Source organism: Sinorhizobium sp. B11 (genome assembly GCA_039725955.1).
Classification (GTDB): Bacteria; Pseudomonadota; Alphaproteobacteria; order Rhizobiales; family Rhizobiaceae; genus Rhizobium.
The window spans coordinates 1,832,341-1,849,052 of record CP091033.1 but is presented as its reverse complement, the minus strand read 5'-3'; the positions used below and the strand labels follow the sequence as shown (position 1 = coordinate 1,849,052).

Here is a 16,712-nt window from a genome sequence, read left to right as displayed (position 1 = left end):
TAGAGGAGGAACAAACGTGAGAAAGATTATAAAACTCGCCGTCTCGGCAGCCATCGCATTGCTGCCCTCGGCGGCCGCATTTGCGCAGACGGACATTACCTGGTGGGATTTCTTGAGCGGCGGCGACGGTGTTCGCATGAAGGCGCTGATCAAGGAATTCAACGACACCCATCCTGACATCAAGATCAATGCCACGACGCTCGAATGGGGCGTGCCCTTCTATACCAAGGTGCAGACGTCGGCCGCCGTCGGCCAGCAGCCGGATATCATGACCTATCACATGTCGCGCTATCCGCTGGCGGTGCCGACCGGCATCCTGCGTCCCTTTACCGACGAAGAGCTGGCATCGGCCGGCATCAAGAAGGAAAATTACGTGGACGCGGCCTGGAAGCAGGCGACCTTCGACAACAAGGTCTACGGCATTCCCTTCGACGTGCATTCGATCGTTCTCTACTACAACAAGAACATCCTGAAGGAAGCCGGCCTGCTCGGCGACGACGGCCTGCCGAAAGGTTTCGACGGACTCGACAATTTCAACGCCGCCCTCGACAAGATCAAGGCGACGGGCAAGGTCGAATATCCGCTGTCGCTGCACACGGATGAAGGCGGCTCCATGTGGCGCGTCTTCTATACGCTGCTCTCCCAGCAGGGGGCAAAGTTCATCGACGGGGACCAGATCCTGCCGGGCGATGCCGGCGTGAAAGCCCTGAAGACCATGGCGAACTGGGTTTCCGGTGGCTATTCGCCGAAGCTGATCTCCTATGAAGCCTCGATCGCGCTCTTCACCTCCGGCAAGGCAGCTCTCCACGTCAACGGCGTCTGGGAAGTGCCGACGATGGCCGATCTTGCCAAGAAGGGCGAACTCGGTTTCGAATGGGGCGCCATCGAAATTCCGAACCTGATGGGCACGCAGGCCACCTGGGCGGACTCGCATTCCTTCGCTGTCCCGAACAGCGAGAGCAAGCCGATCACCCCTGAAAAACTGAAGGCCGTGCTGCAGATCATTGCCTGGATGAATGAGCACTCGATCTCCTGGGCAAGTGCCGGCCACATTCCTGCTTTCAAGCCGGTCACGGACAGCAAGGAATTCAAGGAAATGCAGCCGAACGCCACTTATGCGAAGCTGGCCGATACCGCCGTCTTCGACCCGGTTTCCAAGCTCGCAGGTGTTGCCGGTCCGATTTACGAGGCAACCCAGAACTTCGTGGTTCCCGCACTCAACGGTCAGCTCGATCCGGAAGATGCGATCGACCAGATGCGCGAAGAGCTGGAAAGCCAGAAGTAGGAAGACACTGGCCGGAGCCAGCCTCCGGCCAGTCCTTCGTCCAGGGAGATGATCTGTGGTCAACACTGAAAAGCGACGCAAGACGCTGACGGCGATCGTCATGATCGCGCCGTTCCTGATCGCCTATGCGACCGTCTTTGCCTATCCGGTCTACAAGATGTTCGCCTTGAGCTTTACCGACGCGCCGCTCGTCGGCGAAGGCCAATGGGTGGGCTTCGACAACTACGTGAAGCTCTTCCATCAGAAGCTCTTCTATACCTCGGTGTGGAACACCGGCTATTTCGTCGTTCTGACCGTCATCCCGAATACGCTGATCGGCCTCGGACTGGCGCTGATGGTCGTGCGCTTGAAGGGCTGGATGCAGAGTCTGGTGCTCGTGCTTTTCTTCATTCCCTATATTCTTCCGGTTTCCGTCGTGACCCAGATCTGGAAATGGGTGCTCGATCAGCAGTTCGGCATCGCCCAATTCGTCATCGAGGCCGTCACAGGCTCGCGCGTCAGCGTCTTCCGCGATCCGGTCTGGGCCATGCCGATGGTGGCGCTTGTGACCGTCTGGTGGACCAACGGTTTCAACCTGCTGCTTTTCATCGCAGGCCTGCGCAACATTCCCAATGACTATTACGAGGCGGCCATGCTTGATGGCGCGACGCGCTGGCAATGCTTCAAGCGTATTACCTGGCCGCTGATCTGGCCGGTGACCGCGCTGGTGCTGACGTTGCAGCTGATCCTGCAGCTCAAGATCTTCGACCAGGTCTACCTTCTGACCGAGGGCGGGCCGTTCAATTCCACCTATGTGCTTCTGCAGCTCGTTTATCGCGAAGCCTTCCGATCGAACCATGGTGGTCTCGGCTCCGCAGTCGCAGTGATCCTGTTTCTGATCATCGTCGTCGTCTCGGTGCTGCAATACCAGCTGTTGCGAGTGAGGGAGCGCTGAGATGCCCGGCAAGACAATTGGCAACGCGCTGCTGCTGCTCCTCACGGTGGTGATCGCCTGCACCTGGGCCTTCCCGATCTATTGGGCGATCGTCACATCCATCAAGCCGGAACAGGACGTGGTCAACAAGACCACCCTCATTCCCGACGTCCTGAATTTCTCAGGCTATTATTACGCGCTCTTCGAGACGAAGCTGTCGACCTGGTACCTGAATTCCATCGTCACCTCGGTGACGGTAACCGTCGTCGTCATCCTGATCAGCGTGATGTGCGCCTACGCGCTGTCGCAGATCGTCTTTCCCGGCCGCCGGCTTCTCTACGGCATCATCCTGGCGAGCTTCATGGTGCCCTCGCAGGCGCTCGTGATCTCCCAATTCGTGCTGATGCACAAGCTGAACCTGATCAATACCTGGGGCGGCATCATCCTGCCGCAGCTGATCGTTCCCGTTGTCGTCATCGTCTACAAGCAGTTCTTCGATTCCGTGCCGAAGGAGCTGCGCGAGGCCGCAAAGCTTGATGGCTGCGGCGAGTTCCAGATCCTGTTCAAGCTCTATTTGCCGCTGAACTGGGGTATCACAACCGCGCTCGCGATCATCACCTACATCATGGCCTGGAACGCCTTCCTGTGGCCGTTCCTCGTCACCAGTTCCGACGACATGATGACGATCACCGTCGGCATCACCCAGACGCGGGATGCGTTCGGCGTCAAATATGCGCGCGATATGGCTGTCGCCATCCTTGCCGCGATGCCGGTCGCTCTTGCCTATCTGCTGTTCCAGAAACGCGTGACACAGGCCCTGATGCTGTCATCCGGCATCAAGGGATAACGCATCAGGGGTTGTTTCCGGGCCGAGGTGAGAAGGCCCCAGCCGGTCCGCGAGAGCTCTCCCGAGGCGCGGGCCGGCGATCAAAAAAGAGCGGCGACATCGGATATGACGCCGTGATATTAGCTCAAACCAACCAGAAAGACTGGAGAACCAGTATCAGGGCATGGAGACGAAACTTCTAACCGTCGATCCGATGCGGGACGTTGACGTCGTGCAGGCACTCGGTTCTCCGACGCGCATCGAAATCCTCAACCTGTTGCGCCAGAAAGGGCCGCTGAATGTCAACGACATCGCGGCACAGATGCGCCTGCCGCAATCGACGACGGCAACCAATCTGAAGTCGTTGGAGCAGGCGGGTCTCATCCAGACCCAGACGATGAAGGCGACGAAGGGAAATCAGAAGATCTGCTCCAGCATCTATGACGAAATCCTGATCCGCTTCGATACCAACGGCACGAAGGCAAGCCAGGATGTGGTGACCGTCAGCATGCCGATTGGCCTCTTCACGGAATTCGACGTCGGCGCCCCCTGCGGCCTCTGTTCGGTCAACAACGTCATCGGCATGCTTGATGTGCAGGAAGTCTTCCTCGATCCGCAACGCATGCAGGCGGCGCTGCTGTGGTTCACCCGCGGTTATGTCGAGTATAAATTCCCGAACAATGCCAAGGTCTCGGGCAAGAAGATCCGCAAGGTGGAATTCTCGGCCGAGCTGAGCTCCGAGACCCCGGCCACGAATGCGAACTGGCCATCCGACATTTCCATCTGGGTCAACGGCATCAAGGCCGGGCACTGGACTTCGCCTGGCGATTTCGGCGATCGCCGCGGCATGTATTCACCGTCCTGGTGGAAGCTCTCGGGCTCCCAATACGGCAAGCTCAAGACCTGGACGATCGATGAGACAGGCACCTGGATCGACGGCGCGATGGTCTCGACGCAGACTATCGCCTCCCTCGGCATAGCCGATCGTCACTCGATCCGCTTCCGTATCGGAATCGACGAAAAGGCCGACAACCCTGGAGGCATGAACCTTTTCGGCAAGGGTTTTGGCGATTTCGACCAGGATCTGGTGATGTCGATCTATTTCTGATCACAATGGATACCCCGGCGTTTCTGCCGGGGCGCCTGTCGTTCAAAACCTATTTCTTGCCACCCCAAAGCTCTGGATAGCCAGGCAGGTCCTGGCAGCCGCAAAGGCTGTAGTGTAGCGGCGGCATGCGCTCGTCGATATAGCTTGCCAGCGTATCCTGCGTGATCGCCGGCTGCGGCAGGATCCATTCCGGACCCGGCACCTGTTTGCCGTCGAGCACATCAAGAGCGCCGAGGATCGCTGTCCGCCACTGGTAGGTCGGATAGGATGGGCCGATTGCCGTCAGCTTGTCCTTCTGCCATTTGCGCAGGAAGTCCTGCTGGTCTTCGCCGCTGATGACAGGATAGGGCAGTCCGGCATCTTCGAACGCTTCGAGTGCTGCGGTGGACGTATCGCCGGCATCCATCCAGACGGCATCGATCTTTTCGCCGCGATTGATGTAGTCCTCGACGACCGCCTTGGTCTTGGCTCGATCGCTTCCGGTGAATTCGGAGCCGATGACCTTCAGGCCGGCTTCGTCGAAGATGTTCTTCGCCGCCGAATAGCGGGTCTCAAGTACGTCGACACCCGGCATGATGCGCAGTGCCAGAACATTGGCGCCCTTCGGCAGCTTGCTGGCGATGAACTCGCCCGAGGTGATGCCGAAGCCGTACCCACCGACCGGGTGGATGTAGGTGACCGGGCACTTGGTAGCGACGCCGCGGTCAAAGACGATGACCGGCAATTTCGCGCAGGCTGCCTCCACAGCCGGCGTTAGCGCCGCCGTCGTGTTCGGCGATACGATCAGCGCATCGCATTTGCCGCCGCTGACCAGGGCTTCGATATCGGAGATTTGCTTATCGTCCTTGCCTTCGGCATCGACAACCACCAGTTCCTTGATGCGATCCTTGTGCAGTTCGGCCTCGGCCTGCAGATTGTGCATGCCAACGACGCGCCAGGGGTTGAATATCCCGGCATTGGAAAAGCAGATCGTGACCGGGCCGTCCTTCTTGTATTTGGCGGCATCGACCATTCTGTCCCCGAGATGCTGCGCCCACGGCTTGCCCTGAGGGCCTTGCGGCGTCATCGAAAGCTGCTCGCGCTGCTTCTTGAATTCAGCGGGATCGTTGAATTCCTGCGCATAGCTAACGCCGGCAAATGCCATCGCTACCAGTGCCGCAACAACTGCTTTGTATTGCATGTTCTTCCTCCTCCATTATGCCGGCGTACCGGCGGTCCATCGCTTGTCTCTCCCTGCAAGCAATCAGGTCTTTCTCCGATCTCGCCAGGCGCTGGCGCCGACGGCGGCAATCAGAATCACCCCCTGGATGCTGTCGCGCAGCGCTTGGGGCAGGCCGGCGAGATTGAGTAGGGTGAAGAGCGCGAAAAGGCTAAGAGCGCCAAATAACGCACTCCATAGCGAGCCGCGGCCGCCGAGCAGCTGGGCACCGCCGATGACGCAGGCGGCGATCGCCTGCAGTTCCATGCCGCGGCCGGCGTTGACGGACACGCCGGAAAAGCCACCGACGAGGATGCCGGCGGTTACCGCCGCCAGTGCCGACACAACGAAAGCGGCGATGCGGGTGGCGGCGACCGGCAAGCCTGCAAGTTCCGCAGCCCTCGGATTGTCGCCGATCGCCAACGCGCGTTTGCCGTAGACAGTGCCGTGCAGTCCCCACCAGGCAAACATGAGAAAAAGCAAGAGGATGATGACTGCGAGCGGCAGGCTGCCGATCAGCCAGACATCGCGCATCAGGAAACGGCCGAGATCGCGGAAATTGTCCGGCAGATCGCCGCGCGCCGCACCACCCGACCAGGCCAGCGCTATGCCGTTGACGAGCAGCATGGTGCCAAGCGTGGCAATAATCGAAGGCACCTTCAGAAAAGTGACGATGAGACCATTCACCAGGCCAACAGCGAGACCCATGAGGTAGAGGACGCCGATCATCGGCCAGGTCATCTCGGGGTCGCCATTGATCAGGATGGAAGCTGCCAGAACGACGAGGGTGACGATGGCCCCCACGGAGAGATCGAAACCACCGGTCAGAACGACATAGAGCTGCCCGACGGCGAGGATGATCAGCGGCGCTGCGCGGCGCAGGAAGTTCATGAAGAGGCCGGCTTCGAGGTAGTTCGGCTGAAGGCTCGCGATAGCGGCATAGAGGATAATAAAGACGATCAGGCCGAAGTTGATCTTTGCAAGCGAAATGACCGGGCGACGCATCGGTGTCGTTTCTGAAAGCGGGGTCATGCGACATGCCCCTTGTGACGTATGGCGTGGATGGCAACAGCGGCGATCACGATCGCACCGCGCATCACCTGCTTGAGAAATGCATCGACACCAAGCATATTGAAGCTGGCGTCAAGCGTGGCAAAGAGCAGGACGCCAGCGACCGTGCCCGCCACTCCCCCCTTGCCGCCGGCCAGTATGGTCCCGCCGATGACGGTTACCGCGATCGATTCCAGGTCATAGATGCCGTCGCGGCCGATCCAGGGCGTACCTGACTGCAGCCGGGCCGCCAGATAGAGCCCCGCAACGCCGGCAAAGAAGCTTGCGATGACATGGGCAGCGAGCACCACGCGCTCCGTGCGGATGCCGGCCAGACGGGCGCCTTGCGGATTTCCGCCGACGGCGTAGATGCGCGCGCCGAATACGGTGCGCGTCAGTAACAGGCTTGCCGCGGCGGCAAGTGCGACGAACAGCAGGACCGGGTAGGGAATGCCGAGAAGACTGGTATAGGCGAAGGCCTGGAAGGACGGCGCGACCGAACCTTGGAGGTAAGTGAAGGATGCCGACAATAATCCCTGGATTGTCAGGCCTGTGCCAAGCGTTGCGATCAGCGGGTTTATGCCGCAATAGGCGACGAGCAGTCCGTTGATGGCGCCGACGATCAGGCAGAGGACGAGGCACGCAAGGATCGCCGGCAGGATCATTGCCGGATTTGCCTGCATGATGAACGAGGCAAGGACCGCGACCGCGCTGATTAGCGCCGCCACCGAAAGATCGATCGAGCCGACGAGAATGACGAAGGTCTGGCCGAGCCCGACAAGGCCGAGAGCGACCATCCGTTGAAACAGGCCGGCCAGCCCTTCAAGATTCAGCTGGCTTGTCTCCCCCGTCGCTGTCGCCGTAATGACAAAGATGCAGGCCGAAACCAGCACGAGCACGGCGGCCACGGAAAGGCGCATCGGGTGACGGGTGCGACTTGTCGCCGGAAGGGTCTCGCCACTCATGTGAGGGCCTCCTGCTTCTGGCGTATATCGATGCCGAGCGACAGCGCCATCACTGCTTCCTCGCTTGCCCCGCGCGGCAACTCGCCGGCGATCCGGCCCTGATGCATCACGAGAATCCGGTCGGAAATGCCGATGAGTTCTGGCATGTCAGAAGAAACGACGATGATGCCGCGGCCGGTATTGGCGAAGCTTCGCATCGCCTCGTAGATCGCCGCCTTGGCGGCGATGTCGATGCCCCGGGTCGGCTCGACGAAAACGAGGATATTCGATTGCCGCGCAAGCCAGCGGGCAATGATGACCTTCTGCTGATTGCCGCCGGAAAGCGAATCGACCGCCTGGCCGAAATCGGCAGCCCGCACGTCCGTCACCCGCAGCACCTCGTCGATGCGGTCTCCTGAGAAGGCCCCGCTTTCGGGGCGGGTGAAGAAATTCGACATGGATCGGAGCGTCAACAGTGCGTTGTCGCGAACGGACTGCCGCAGCAACAGTCCCTCGCGCTTGCGATCGCCCGGCAGATAGCCGATGCCGCGGCTCGTTGCGCGGCGCGGCGAGGTGATTGCCTGCGGACCGCCGCCAAGTCGTATCGTACCTGATGTCAGCGGCTCATCGCCGATAATTGCCTGTGCGAGCGATGCCTTTCCGGAATCTTCCAGCCCGGCGACGCCGATGATTTCGCCGGCCCGGAGATCGAGATCGATGCCGCGCAGGTAGGTATTTCCGCCCTGTTCCACCGAGAGCAACGAATGACCGGGCTTGCCGGCCGGCGGCGATGGATAGAAGTCCTTGAGATCACGACCGACCATCGCCCTGATGATCGCGCCAATATCGGCGTCTTCCCGCGATTTCGTCCAGATCCTGCGGCCGTCCTTCAGTACCGTGATGCGATCGGCAAGAGCCATGATTTCCGGCATTCTGTGCGAGATGTAGATGATCGAGACGCCCTCACTCCGCAGGCCGCGCACGAGTTGCAGCAGGGCCTGGGCGTCACGTTCGTCAAGGGCCGCCGTCGGCTCGTCCATGACGAGAATCTGCGCATCGAGCAGCAACGCCTTGGCAATTTCCACCAATTGCTGGCCCGCAATCGAAAGCGTCGAAACCTGCCGGTCCGGATCGATACCGGCGCCGAGACGCTGCAATAACTCCATGCTGCGGCGACGCATCTCGCGCCGGTCGAGAACGCCGCGCCGCGAGGGCTCGCGGCCCACGAAGATATTTTCCGCGACGCTGCGATAGGGCAATAGGCTAAGTTCCTGATGGACGATGGATATGCCGGCCGCCTTGGCCTGTTGCGGGTGGGCGAAATCTGCGGATTGGCCGCGAATGCGAATCTCTCCACCATCCGGTCGATAGCTGCCACCGAGGATCTTCATGAGCGTCGACTTTCCGGCGCCGTTCTCGCCACAGATTGCGTGCACCTCTCCGGGACGGCAGTCGAAATCCACCTCGTCAAGTGCGAGCACGCCGGGGAAAGTCTTGGTGATGCCAGCCATTTCAAGTGCGGGTAGCGTCATTGCGCCGGCCCCTTCGAGCCCGATGGGGCGCGTTCTCCGGCCATGTCCCATTCCCTGCGGATGAAGGCGATGCTCTCGGCAAAGAGCGTGTCCAGGTCGTCGAAAAGATCCCGCCAGACGCGCGTGGCTCCCGCAAGCTCGGGTAGGGCACGGCTGAAGGATTCGACCGTGAGCCAGCCGTCATATCCGCAACGGCGCAGCGCCTGAAAATGGGCTGCGAAGGGCACGTGACCCGTCCCCGGAATGCCGCGATCGTTCTCCGAAACATGGTAGTGATTGATTTCCTTGTGGTAACGTTCGTAAGTTGCCGGCGGATCCTTTTCTTCGATATTGGCGTGGAAGGTATCGAACATGTAGCCATAGTTCGGGTGACCAACCTCGCCGTAGATCTCCGAGGCCGCAGCGATCGTCGACATCAGGTAGCATTCGAAACGGTTGACGGCTTCGGCGGAGATGCGAATGCCTGCCGATGCGGCATATTCGGCCAGCGCCCGCATCGCCTCGACGCAGCGGCCGCGCTCATTCGACGTTGGACCGAAGCCGGTGAAGACACCGACGGGGGAATGGAGCGGACCGGCGATCACTTCGCCGCCCATTGCCTGCGTGCAGTCGACGATCCACCGGTGATGGTCGCGGGCGCGTCGACGGATCGCAGGATCTGCACTCACGGGATTGGCCTCCTGGGTCGCGACTGCAGCGGCGCCGGCGGAGAGACCGATATCGCGCAGCATCTTGCCGAGGGCGGCATAGTGATCCGGCTTTCCAAAAAAGACAGGGATCTCGACCGCGTCATATCCCAGCGCCTTCAGTCGCTCGAGCTGACGGCCATGCGCCGTGGTGATCTCCGCTCCGAGCACAAGTAAGTTGAATGCGATCTTCACGTGTTCTCCTTCCCGTGCGGCAGTCACGTCGTCGTCCCGCGGCATGGTTGCCCATCCTCGGGGTGGATACTTGGCAGACTTGACTCGGTAAAACTTGCGCCCCACAACAGTGGTAAATTTCTTAAGTCATTTTCTGCGTTGGGAGGCGCGCGAAATGAATAAGCACACAATCATCAAGCCAGCCGACATTCGTCGTCCTTCGGTCTTTCGTCAGCCGGATTCGATGATGTATGCCGACAATTGCCGCGAGTTGCAGGCCGCCGCCGCGCGTGGCGAAGTCGAGTTGCATGCGTGGACCCGCGGCAGCTATCCCGGCCAGTCGCTCGGAGACCGCCTGCCGGGGATCCGTACGGTCGGCTTCTGGGATGCGCGTTATGCGCAAAGCTGGGGACTCGGCCGCCACTGCAATGAAGGGTTCAAAATCGCCTATCTGGCGCGCGGGAACCTCAATCTCGTCGTGGATGACCGGACCTACAAATTCGAGCAGGGCCAGTTCATCGTCATCCGTCCCTGGCAGCTGCATTCGATCGGCAATCCCGGCGTCGATGCGAGCCGCCTGCTGTGGATCATTCTCGATGCGGGGCTGAGGCGTCCGAGCGAAGCCTGGGAATGGCCGAGCTGGATGGTGTTTTCAAGCGAGGAAGCCCGCAGGCTCGGCGAATTGCTGACGCAGAACAACCAGCCGGTCTGGGATGGCGGCGCTGATCTGTGCCGCGCCTTCGAGGCCGTGCCTTCGATCCTGCTCGGACGAACGCCCGAAGATGGCGAAACGCGGCTTAAGGTGGCGATCAATACGATCATGCTGAGCCTGATCGACCGGATGATGGAGCAGGCGCCGAAGCTCGATCCCGATCTTTCGACGTCGCAACATACGGTGGCGATCTTCCTGCGCCGGCTGGCCTTCGCGCTTGCCGAAGACTGGACACTCGATTCCATGGCCGAAGAATGCGGTCTGTCGCGCACCCGCTTTTCGGAATATTGCAAGCGGCTGACCAACATGACGCCGCGGCAGTATCTGCAGCATCTGCGGCTGGAAGAGGCCTCGCGCCTTTTGAAGACGCCGGGGCGTAGCAGCATCACGGAGATTGCCTTCTCCTGCGGCTTCAACTCCAGCCAGTATTTCTCCAACGCATTCCGCAAGCGTTATGGCCATGCCCCGAATGGTGCGGCTGCTTCTGCCTGAGGTGGTGCGTCCGACCGCCTCGCGTGACGACATCATCGATATCGCACGGTCGCTGGCGCGGCCGGGCAGGTGAGGTGAGGGAAGGGGCGGCGTTGATTGTAATGAGAACGACTGGTGGCGAGCCGGCCTCACGTAGGCAGGATCACTTCTAGCCGTTTCTCCCGCCATTGTTGTGAGTGCAGATCGTCTTTCAGGTTATTGTCAGACTCCTGTGCTCACATCGCACCGCGCCGGGTGTGCTCGGGGAAAGTACTCCCACCTGAAATTGCTGTAAATTAGGAGCGGGTATGACCGACCAGTCTAGCCGTCTTGTCTTGCATATGAATTCGCGCGACGAGGTCTTTGCCGACGAACGCAATTCGGTTGCGGACTTTTCTTTCAATTCCACCGTCGCAAGCGTTTTCGATGACATGGTCAGCCGTTCAGTCCCATTCTATGGGGAGATGCAGCGGATGGTTTGCGAATTGGCCCGTGACTTCGCCCAACCTCATTCGACCCTCTATGATATTGGCTGCTCGACGGCCACCACCCTGTTGGCATTGGATCACGTCGTCGACAATCAACTTGATTTCGTCGGAATCGACAACGCGCCGGACATGCTCAAGAAGGCAGCGGAAAAGATTGAGGAATCGGGAACAAACCGATCAATCGATCTGGTCACAAGCGACCTCCACCGCGGCTTTACGATCGAAAATGCTAGTGTCGTGACGATGCTTCTGACGCTTCAGTTCGTGCGTCCACTGTTTCGCGAAAGAGTGATGAAGACGATCTTCAACGGGCTCAAAGCGCACGGATGCCTGCTGCTGATCGAGAAGTTGACCAGCGAGGACACGACGTTCAACAGACTGTTCATCGACCACTATTATGACTTCAAGCGGCGCAACGGATATTCCTCGATCGAAATCTCGAAGAAGCGAGAGGCACTGGAAAATGTCCTCATTCCCTACCGCCTCGAGGAGAACATCCAGTTGCTCAAGGAGGTAGGCTTCAAGAGCACCGAGGTCTTCTTCCGCTGGTACAATTTCTGCGGCATCGTCGCGGTCAAGTGAGTCGAAAAGCCATGAACAGAGTTTCCCTCGCGATCGGCCGCTTCTTTTTCAAATACCGAAACCAGGCTTTCCCGCTCATAATCGTCGCACTGTTCGTTTCTAGCCCGCCTGCCACAACGTTTTTCGGTAGTGCTGCGCTCGAAGGATGGAAAAACATCATCGCGTTGCTTGTCGTCATGGCTGGTTTGGTACTGCGCGCAACCGTGATCGGATATGCCTATATCAAGCGCGGTGGCCTCAATAAGCGGGTTTATGCCAGCGATTTGGTGACGGAAGGCATGTTTGGCGTTTGCCGCAACCCCCTATACGTCGGGAACATGTTGATTTACTCCGGGCTCTTTCTGTTCCACGGCAATCCGGTGGTCGTCGTTGCCGGATGCCTACTGTTCGGCCTTATCTACCAGTGCATCATTTATGCCGAAGAGGAATTCCTCGCGAACAAGTTCGGCGAGGCATATGGCGCTTATTGCCGGGACGTATCCAGATGGGGGCTTAAGCTGAGCGCGTTTTCGTCGTCAACGGAAGGTATGGCTTTCAATGCGAAGCGCGTCATTGCCAAGGATTACTCGACGATGTCGTCCACATTGATCGCCCTGTTGGCAACTGAATTCTATCGACTGGCGGCAGATTCAATATCGCCTGAGGAGCTTTCTTACGCGATGGTACTTGTCGCGCTCTTCGTAGCAGTCGTTGCGCTCACCGGCGTCGTGAGTTCGTTGAAGAAAATGGGGGTCTTGGACGAACTGACTGCCGCGCCCTGAAGGTGTCTCGCGTCATGCTACTCCAGGCCGAATTAGAGGATTGGGTGAACTCCTGCGGTTCGATATCGACGGCGAGGCGATATGCGTCCCACCAGCGAACATTTTCTGGTGAAGTGGTTCTAAGCCGTGTGCATTGCTTTGATGCGCATAGGACTATCTCCGTTCTGTTCACGCTCCTGGGCGATGCGCTGGTATTCCAGCTTGCGACCCAGTGGCGAAGTTTCGAGCAAGCGCTATCCAGAGTATGCGCAGCTAGCCGTCTAATCGAAATTTAATTTATCGCTCCCATGATCCACCTGCTTGATATGGTGGGCTACAGAACACTTTACGGACATTCGGAAAATTGACGGCGGAACGAGCTCAGCGCGAACGCGCGCGGCTCGAAGCACTGGACCAGTTTGACTTGTTGGACGCGCCAAGGGATTCGAGCTTCGAACGAATCGTTCGGCTTATCAAAGAGATATATTCAGTCGATATCGGGATTGTGTCTGTCATCGACGCACATCGTCAAAGTTATCAAGCCTGTGTCGGCTTGCCGAATTCAGAGGTCCCACGAGAAGAAAGCTTCTGCACGTTGATCGTCGACTCGGGAGTGCCGATGATCATTCAGGACGCGTCAAAGGACGCCAGGTTCGCAAACAATCCTTCGGTGACTGGCGAAGCTCATGTCCGTTTCTATGCTGGCGTGCCACTCCAAACGCGCGAGGGGTTTGTCTTGGGAACGGTGTGCGCCATTGACCGTCGGCCCAAGTCATTTGGGGCGAGGGACCTTGCTATCCTTCAGGAGCTCGCTGGACTTGCAATGGAACGCATTGAGCTGCTTCAATCTGCTGCGATAGATGGTCTGACGGGTGTTCTCACACGAAAAGCCTTCAAGTCCGAGAGCGAGAAATTAATCGCGCAGGCACTGAGGCATCAGCATGATCTCGCATGCCTTGTATTGGATGTGGATCACTTTAAGAAGGTAAATGACACTTACGGCCATTCTGCCGGCGATGAGGTTCTCAAAGCTGTTAGTGGTGCATGTAGGGGCAGCCTGCGGGCAGGAGATCTAATTGGACGTCTGGGGGGCGAGGAATTCGCCTTTTTACTTCCCCATGTCGACAAGGCCGCAGCCGCAGCTGTTGCGGAGAAGTTGCGGAACGCTATCGCGGGGTCCCTTGTGAACGGCGACTTCGGCAGCGTGAGTGTGACAGCCAGTATCGGATCGACCAACCTTTCAATCGTTAGCCGTGACACCGATACGCTCATAGCCCAGGCGGACGCGGCGATGTATGCCGCCAAAAGCGGAGGACGAAATCGCTGCGTCTCATGGCATGATCTGAAGGGTGCAAACGGAGGAGAGCGCCGCAGGGTACTGAAAAGCGCCTCCATCCTGTTCAACGAGCGGCGTTCAGTAATCGACTGCACGGTTAAGTCGCTTGGAAGCGACGGCGCCGGGCTGGTCCTTTCAAACACCTCAGGCATACCGCCGGAGTTTGATCTGGTAATCCGCGGCGAAGGCTTCGAAACCCGTTGCCGCGTTATCGCGCAGGACCGTCAAAACGTCGAAGTGTCTTTCAGGTAATAAAGGGCATCAATCACGCGCGGTCAGTGGGGCCGTCCAGGATCCTGCAAGGCTGTCCACATCTTGAAGGCAAAGTCATCTCGCAGGGCCGCTTCGGGAAGCGATCGTCGCCCAACTCTTTGCTCCGGCATCGTGTCCGGCAAAGAGAGCATTCTTACGATTGAGAGCGATTGGCCGGATAGTTCTCTCAACGCTGTTGTTGTTATCGGCCACCGGCTTGGCCAAGGGCTTCACGCCGTCCGGGCACGTGAGGGGGAGAAGGCGCCTTCAGCCAATGCGGTGCCGCAAGGGGCAATAGATGCACTTAGTAAGTCGTTCTTCCGCCACTAAGATCGAATGTGGACGCCGTCGTGAACGAGTTTTCCTCCGACAGGAGCCATACCGTCATCGCCGCGATCTCCGTAAGCTCGGCGAAGCGATCTCGCGGAATCCTGACCAGCATGTATTCAATGAATTCGGGCGTGAGGCCATCGAGGATCGGCGTCTTCGCTGTGGCGGGCGTAATGGCGTTGACGGCGATTCCGGTTTTCGCAAGTTCTTTGCCCAAAGACTTGGTGAAGCCAAGCACGCCTGCTTTGGCAGCACTATAGGCCGCGATATTCGGGTTGCCTTCTTTTCCGGCCACCGATGAGATGTTGACGATCCGACCGTAATTTCGTTTCAACATGACCGGCACGACATGGCGGCAGCAGTTGAATGTGCCCGTCAGGCAGACGTCTACGACACTTCGCCACTCCAAGACATCGTATTCGATCGTCGGTTTGACCTTCCCCGTAATCCCTGCCGAATTCACCAGGCAATCGATCCTTCCGAAAACCTCCTCTGTCGCCGAAGCCGCCCTGCCGACGAGATCGAAATCCGTCACGTCGACCTGGAATGCGTGGGCATTCGGTCCGAGTGTGCTCGCACTATCGGCCGAACGATTGCCATTTGAATCCCAGAGAGCAACTTTCCCGCCGGACTGGATCACCCGTTCGGCGATGGCATAACCGATCCCCTGTGCGCCGCCGGTGATGACGGTCACTCTGTCTTTCAAGTCAATCGAATTCATCAAGCGCTCCTCCAGCACGTTCCGAATGCACCCGCCGAATTGAATAAAACAAGCCTCATTTCGTCCTCGCTTTGAAATCAAAACCTGAACTGAAACCGAGTCAGCGGCGGATGCGTCACGATCCTAGCAATCTGCGGACATCTCGCCAGCGCAAACTCGACCGACCGCAACCAACAATCTTACAAGGGCGCCCTGCGCCAGCAGCCTTATCGAAGCTGAAAATCGAGATGTCGGTCTCGACTTGTCTCGTGCGGACGTCGTCGTCACGCGCGCGGAAAGCAGTTGCCGAGTTCTCGGAACGGAAGAGGCCACCCACATGCTCGTGGTGAAGGCGTCGCCTTCAGAGAAATCAGAATCACATGCGTGTACGTGCGACGCCAAGATCCTGAGCGGGCAGGTCTACGACGAGCCTGTTGGCGCGTTCAGACTAAAAGCCTTCATAATCGCTGGAAGTCGGCTCGAATCCGGTCGATACGCCCAATGCCCACCGACCTAGCAGAAATCGTTGAGCTTCAGGATTTTATAGGCCTCGATCGTCGCCCGAAGTGCCTCCTCTGACGCGCGGTCTCCATCGTTTGCGTCGGGATGGTGCATCTTGAGCCTCTGCTTGTAGCGACTTCTGATTTCATCCGGCGTGGCATCCGCGGAAAGGTCGAGCGTTTCGAATGCTTTCGCTTCAAGAACTTTAAGCTTTCGGGACTGTAAAGCCGCGTGGCTGCGCGCAGCGTTTTTCCTTGCATTGATCGCTTTTGCGGTCCCGGAGCGAACTGAGGAAGGGAGGGGTGCGGCAGAAGCGTGATTGACCCTGACGCCCCAGGTCGGCCGGCTGCCGCTTGCCGCTTCCCTCTGATAACGGGCAGTGACAGGGTTCGAGAGCTTCGTCACGTAATTGTAGCCTTCGCTGTATTCTTTTGCGTGGCCACGACAGAAGAGAAGATACAGGCCCTCGGCATCCGCTCCGACGGGGGCGCGGTGCATGCCTTGTTTGTCACATCCATCCCATTGGCATGTCGGACCGCCTGGATCGCGACGTTCAGCCGGCTTGTTTCGGATCGGTCTCAGGCCGACGAAAATCTTTGAATCAGTCATTGCGCCTTATATGGCCGTACTGCTGGCCGCGGCAAGATTGTTCTTGGCAGATGGCAAACCCGTTGTTCACGGGAACGTACCTGCTATCGCGGAATGTATTGTTTGGAATATCCATGATCTCTCGATCTCATTCCGTCACCGCAAACAGGCTTTACCTGGAAAATCGGGCTGAGCTTCCGAACGACATAAACTGAAAGCGTCAAGGCCAGCCCCCGATGACAGCAAACGAAGACCGTATTGGAAAGCGCGTCTACGAGATCTGGGAGCAGGAGCGC

General features: G+C 58.7%; 15 protein-coding genes and 1 pseudogene. 8 read left to right on the top strand and 8 right to left on the bottom strand.

Translation table 11 applies throughout. From position 1 onward, the window contains the following. Positions 1–16 precede the first annotated feature (16 nt). From LVY75_08380 to LVY75_08365, 4 genes are all read left to right on the top strand, one after another. On the top strand, positions 17–1,285 hold the full coding sequence (locus LVY75_08380) for an ABC transporter substrate-binding protein (GenBank protein XAZ20138.1): 1,269 nt from the start codon (positions 17–19) through the stop codon (positions 1,283–1,285). A gap of 100 nt (positions 1,286–1,385) precedes the next feature. After that, complete coding sequence (locus LVY75_08375; protein ID XAZ21362.1) at positions 1,386–2,219, top strand: sugar ABC transporter permease; 834 nt, start codon at positions 1,386–1,388, stop codon at positions 2,217–2,219. 1 nt (position 2,220) lies between these two features. Continuing rightward, complete coding sequence (locus LVY75_08370) at positions 2,221–3,045, top strand: carbohydrate ABC transporter permease (GenBank protein XAZ20137.1); 825 nt, start codon at positions 2,221–2,223, stop codon at positions 3,043–3,045. A gap of 163 nt (positions 3,046–3,208) precedes the next feature. Next, positions 3,209–4,132: an ArsR family transcriptional regulator gene (locus LVY75_08365; protein ID XAZ20136.1), complete on the top strand. Its 924-nt coding sequence runs from the start codon at positions 3,209–3,211 to the stop codon at positions 4,130–4,132. 49 nt (positions 4,133–4,181) lie between these two features. Here LVY75_08365 and LVY75_08360 read toward each other — a convergent pair whose 3' ends face one another. The 5 genes from LVY75_08360 to LVY75_08340 all read right to left on the bottom strand — a co-directional run bounded on the left by LVY75_08360 (position 4,182) and on the right by LVY75_08340 (position 9,737). Then, entirely contained in the window at positions 4,182–5,312 is a 1,131-nt protein-coding gene (locus LVY75_08360) for a substrate-binding domain-containing protein (GenBank protein ID XAZ20135.1), read from the bottom strand. Between the two features lie 63 nt (positions 5,313–5,375). Next, the gene (locus LVY75_08355; protein XAZ20134.1) at positions 5,376–6,362 is read right to left on the bottom strand and encodes an ABC transporter permease; all 987 of its coding nucleotides are present in this window, start codon (positions 6,360–6,362) and stop codon (positions 5,376–5,378) included. Continuing rightward, positions 6,359–7,345 (bottom strand): ABC transporter permease, encoded by a 987-nt coding sequence (locus LVY75_08350; GenBank protein XAZ20133.1) that lies wholly within the window; start codon positions 7,343–7,345, stop codon positions 6,359–6,361. The genes LVY75_08355 and LVY75_08350 overlap by 4 nt, the downstream gene beginning before the upstream one ends. Then, positions 7,342–8,856, bottom strand: coding sequence for a sugar ABC transporter ATP-binding protein (locus tag LVY75_08345; GenBank protein XAZ20132.1), 1,515 nt, complete (start codon positions 8,854–8,856; stop codon positions 7,342–7,344). Before LVY75_08345 ends, LVY75_08350 begins: the two co-directional genes overlap by 4 nt. After that, complete coding sequence (locus LVY75_08340; GenBank protein ID XAZ20131.1) at positions 8,853–9,737, bottom strand: sugar phosphate isomerase/epimerase; 885 nt, start codon at positions 9,735–9,737, stop codon at positions 8,853–8,855. Before LVY75_08340 ends, LVY75_08345 begins: the two co-directional genes overlap by 4 nt. Positions 9,738–9,891: 154 nt before the next feature. Between LVY75_08340 and LVY75_08335 the strand changes: the two genes are divergently transcribed. The 4 genes from LVY75_08335 to LVY75_08320 all read left to right on the top strand — a co-directional run bounded on the left by LVY75_08335 (position 9,892) and on the right by LVY75_08320 (position 14,297). Next, on the top strand, positions 9,892–10,920 hold the full coding sequence (locus LVY75_08335) for an AraC family transcriptional regulator (GenBank protein ID XAZ20130.1): 1,029 nt from the start codon (positions 9,892–9,894) through the stop codon (positions 10,918–10,920). A gap of 287 nt (positions 10,921–11,207) precedes the next feature. Then, positions 11,208–11,969: a carboxy-S-adenosyl-L-methionine synthase CmoA gene (gene cmoA / locus LVY75_08330; protein ID XAZ20129.1), complete on the top strand. Its 762-nt coding sequence runs from the start codon at positions 11,208–11,210 to the stop codon at positions 11,967–11,969. An 11-nt stretch (positions 11,970–11,980) separates the two neighbouring features. Continuing rightward, the gene (locus LVY75_08325) at positions 11,981–12,730 is read left to right on the top strand and encodes an isoprenylcysteine carboxylmethyltransferase family protein (protein XAZ20128.1); all 750 of its coding nucleotides are present in this window, start codon (positions 11,981–11,983) and stop codon (positions 12,728–12,730) included. Positions 12,731–13,073: 343 nt separating this feature from the next. Next, on the top strand, positions 13,074–14,297 hold the full coding sequence (locus LVY75_08320; GenBank protein XAZ20127.1) for a sensor domain-containing diguanylate cyclase: 1,224 nt from the start codon (positions 13,074–13,076) through the stop codon (positions 14,295–14,297). Between the two features lie 96 nt (positions 14,298–14,393). Here LVY75_08320 and LVY75_08315 read toward each other — a convergent pair. The 3 genes and pseudogenes from LVY75_08315 to LVY75_08305 all read right to left on the bottom strand — a co-directional run bounded on the left by LVY75_08315 (position 14,394) and on the right by LVY75_08305 (position 16,437). Next, positions 14,394–14,501: pseudogene (locus LVY75_08315) on the bottom strand (transposase). Positions 14,502–14,601: 100 nt separating this feature from the next. Continuing rightward, on the bottom strand, positions 14,602–15,348 hold the full coding sequence (locus tag LVY75_08310; protein XAZ21361.1) for an SDR family oxidoreductase: 747 nt from the start codon (positions 15,346–15,348) through the stop codon (positions 14,602–14,604). A gap of 492 nt (positions 15,349–15,840) precedes the next feature. Then, complete coding sequence (locus LVY75_08305; GenBank protein ID XAZ20126.1) at positions 15,841–16,437, bottom strand: J domain-containing protein; 597 nt, start codon at positions 16,435–16,437, stop codon at positions 15,841–15,843. Positions 16,438–16,712: the final 275 nt, after the last annotated feature.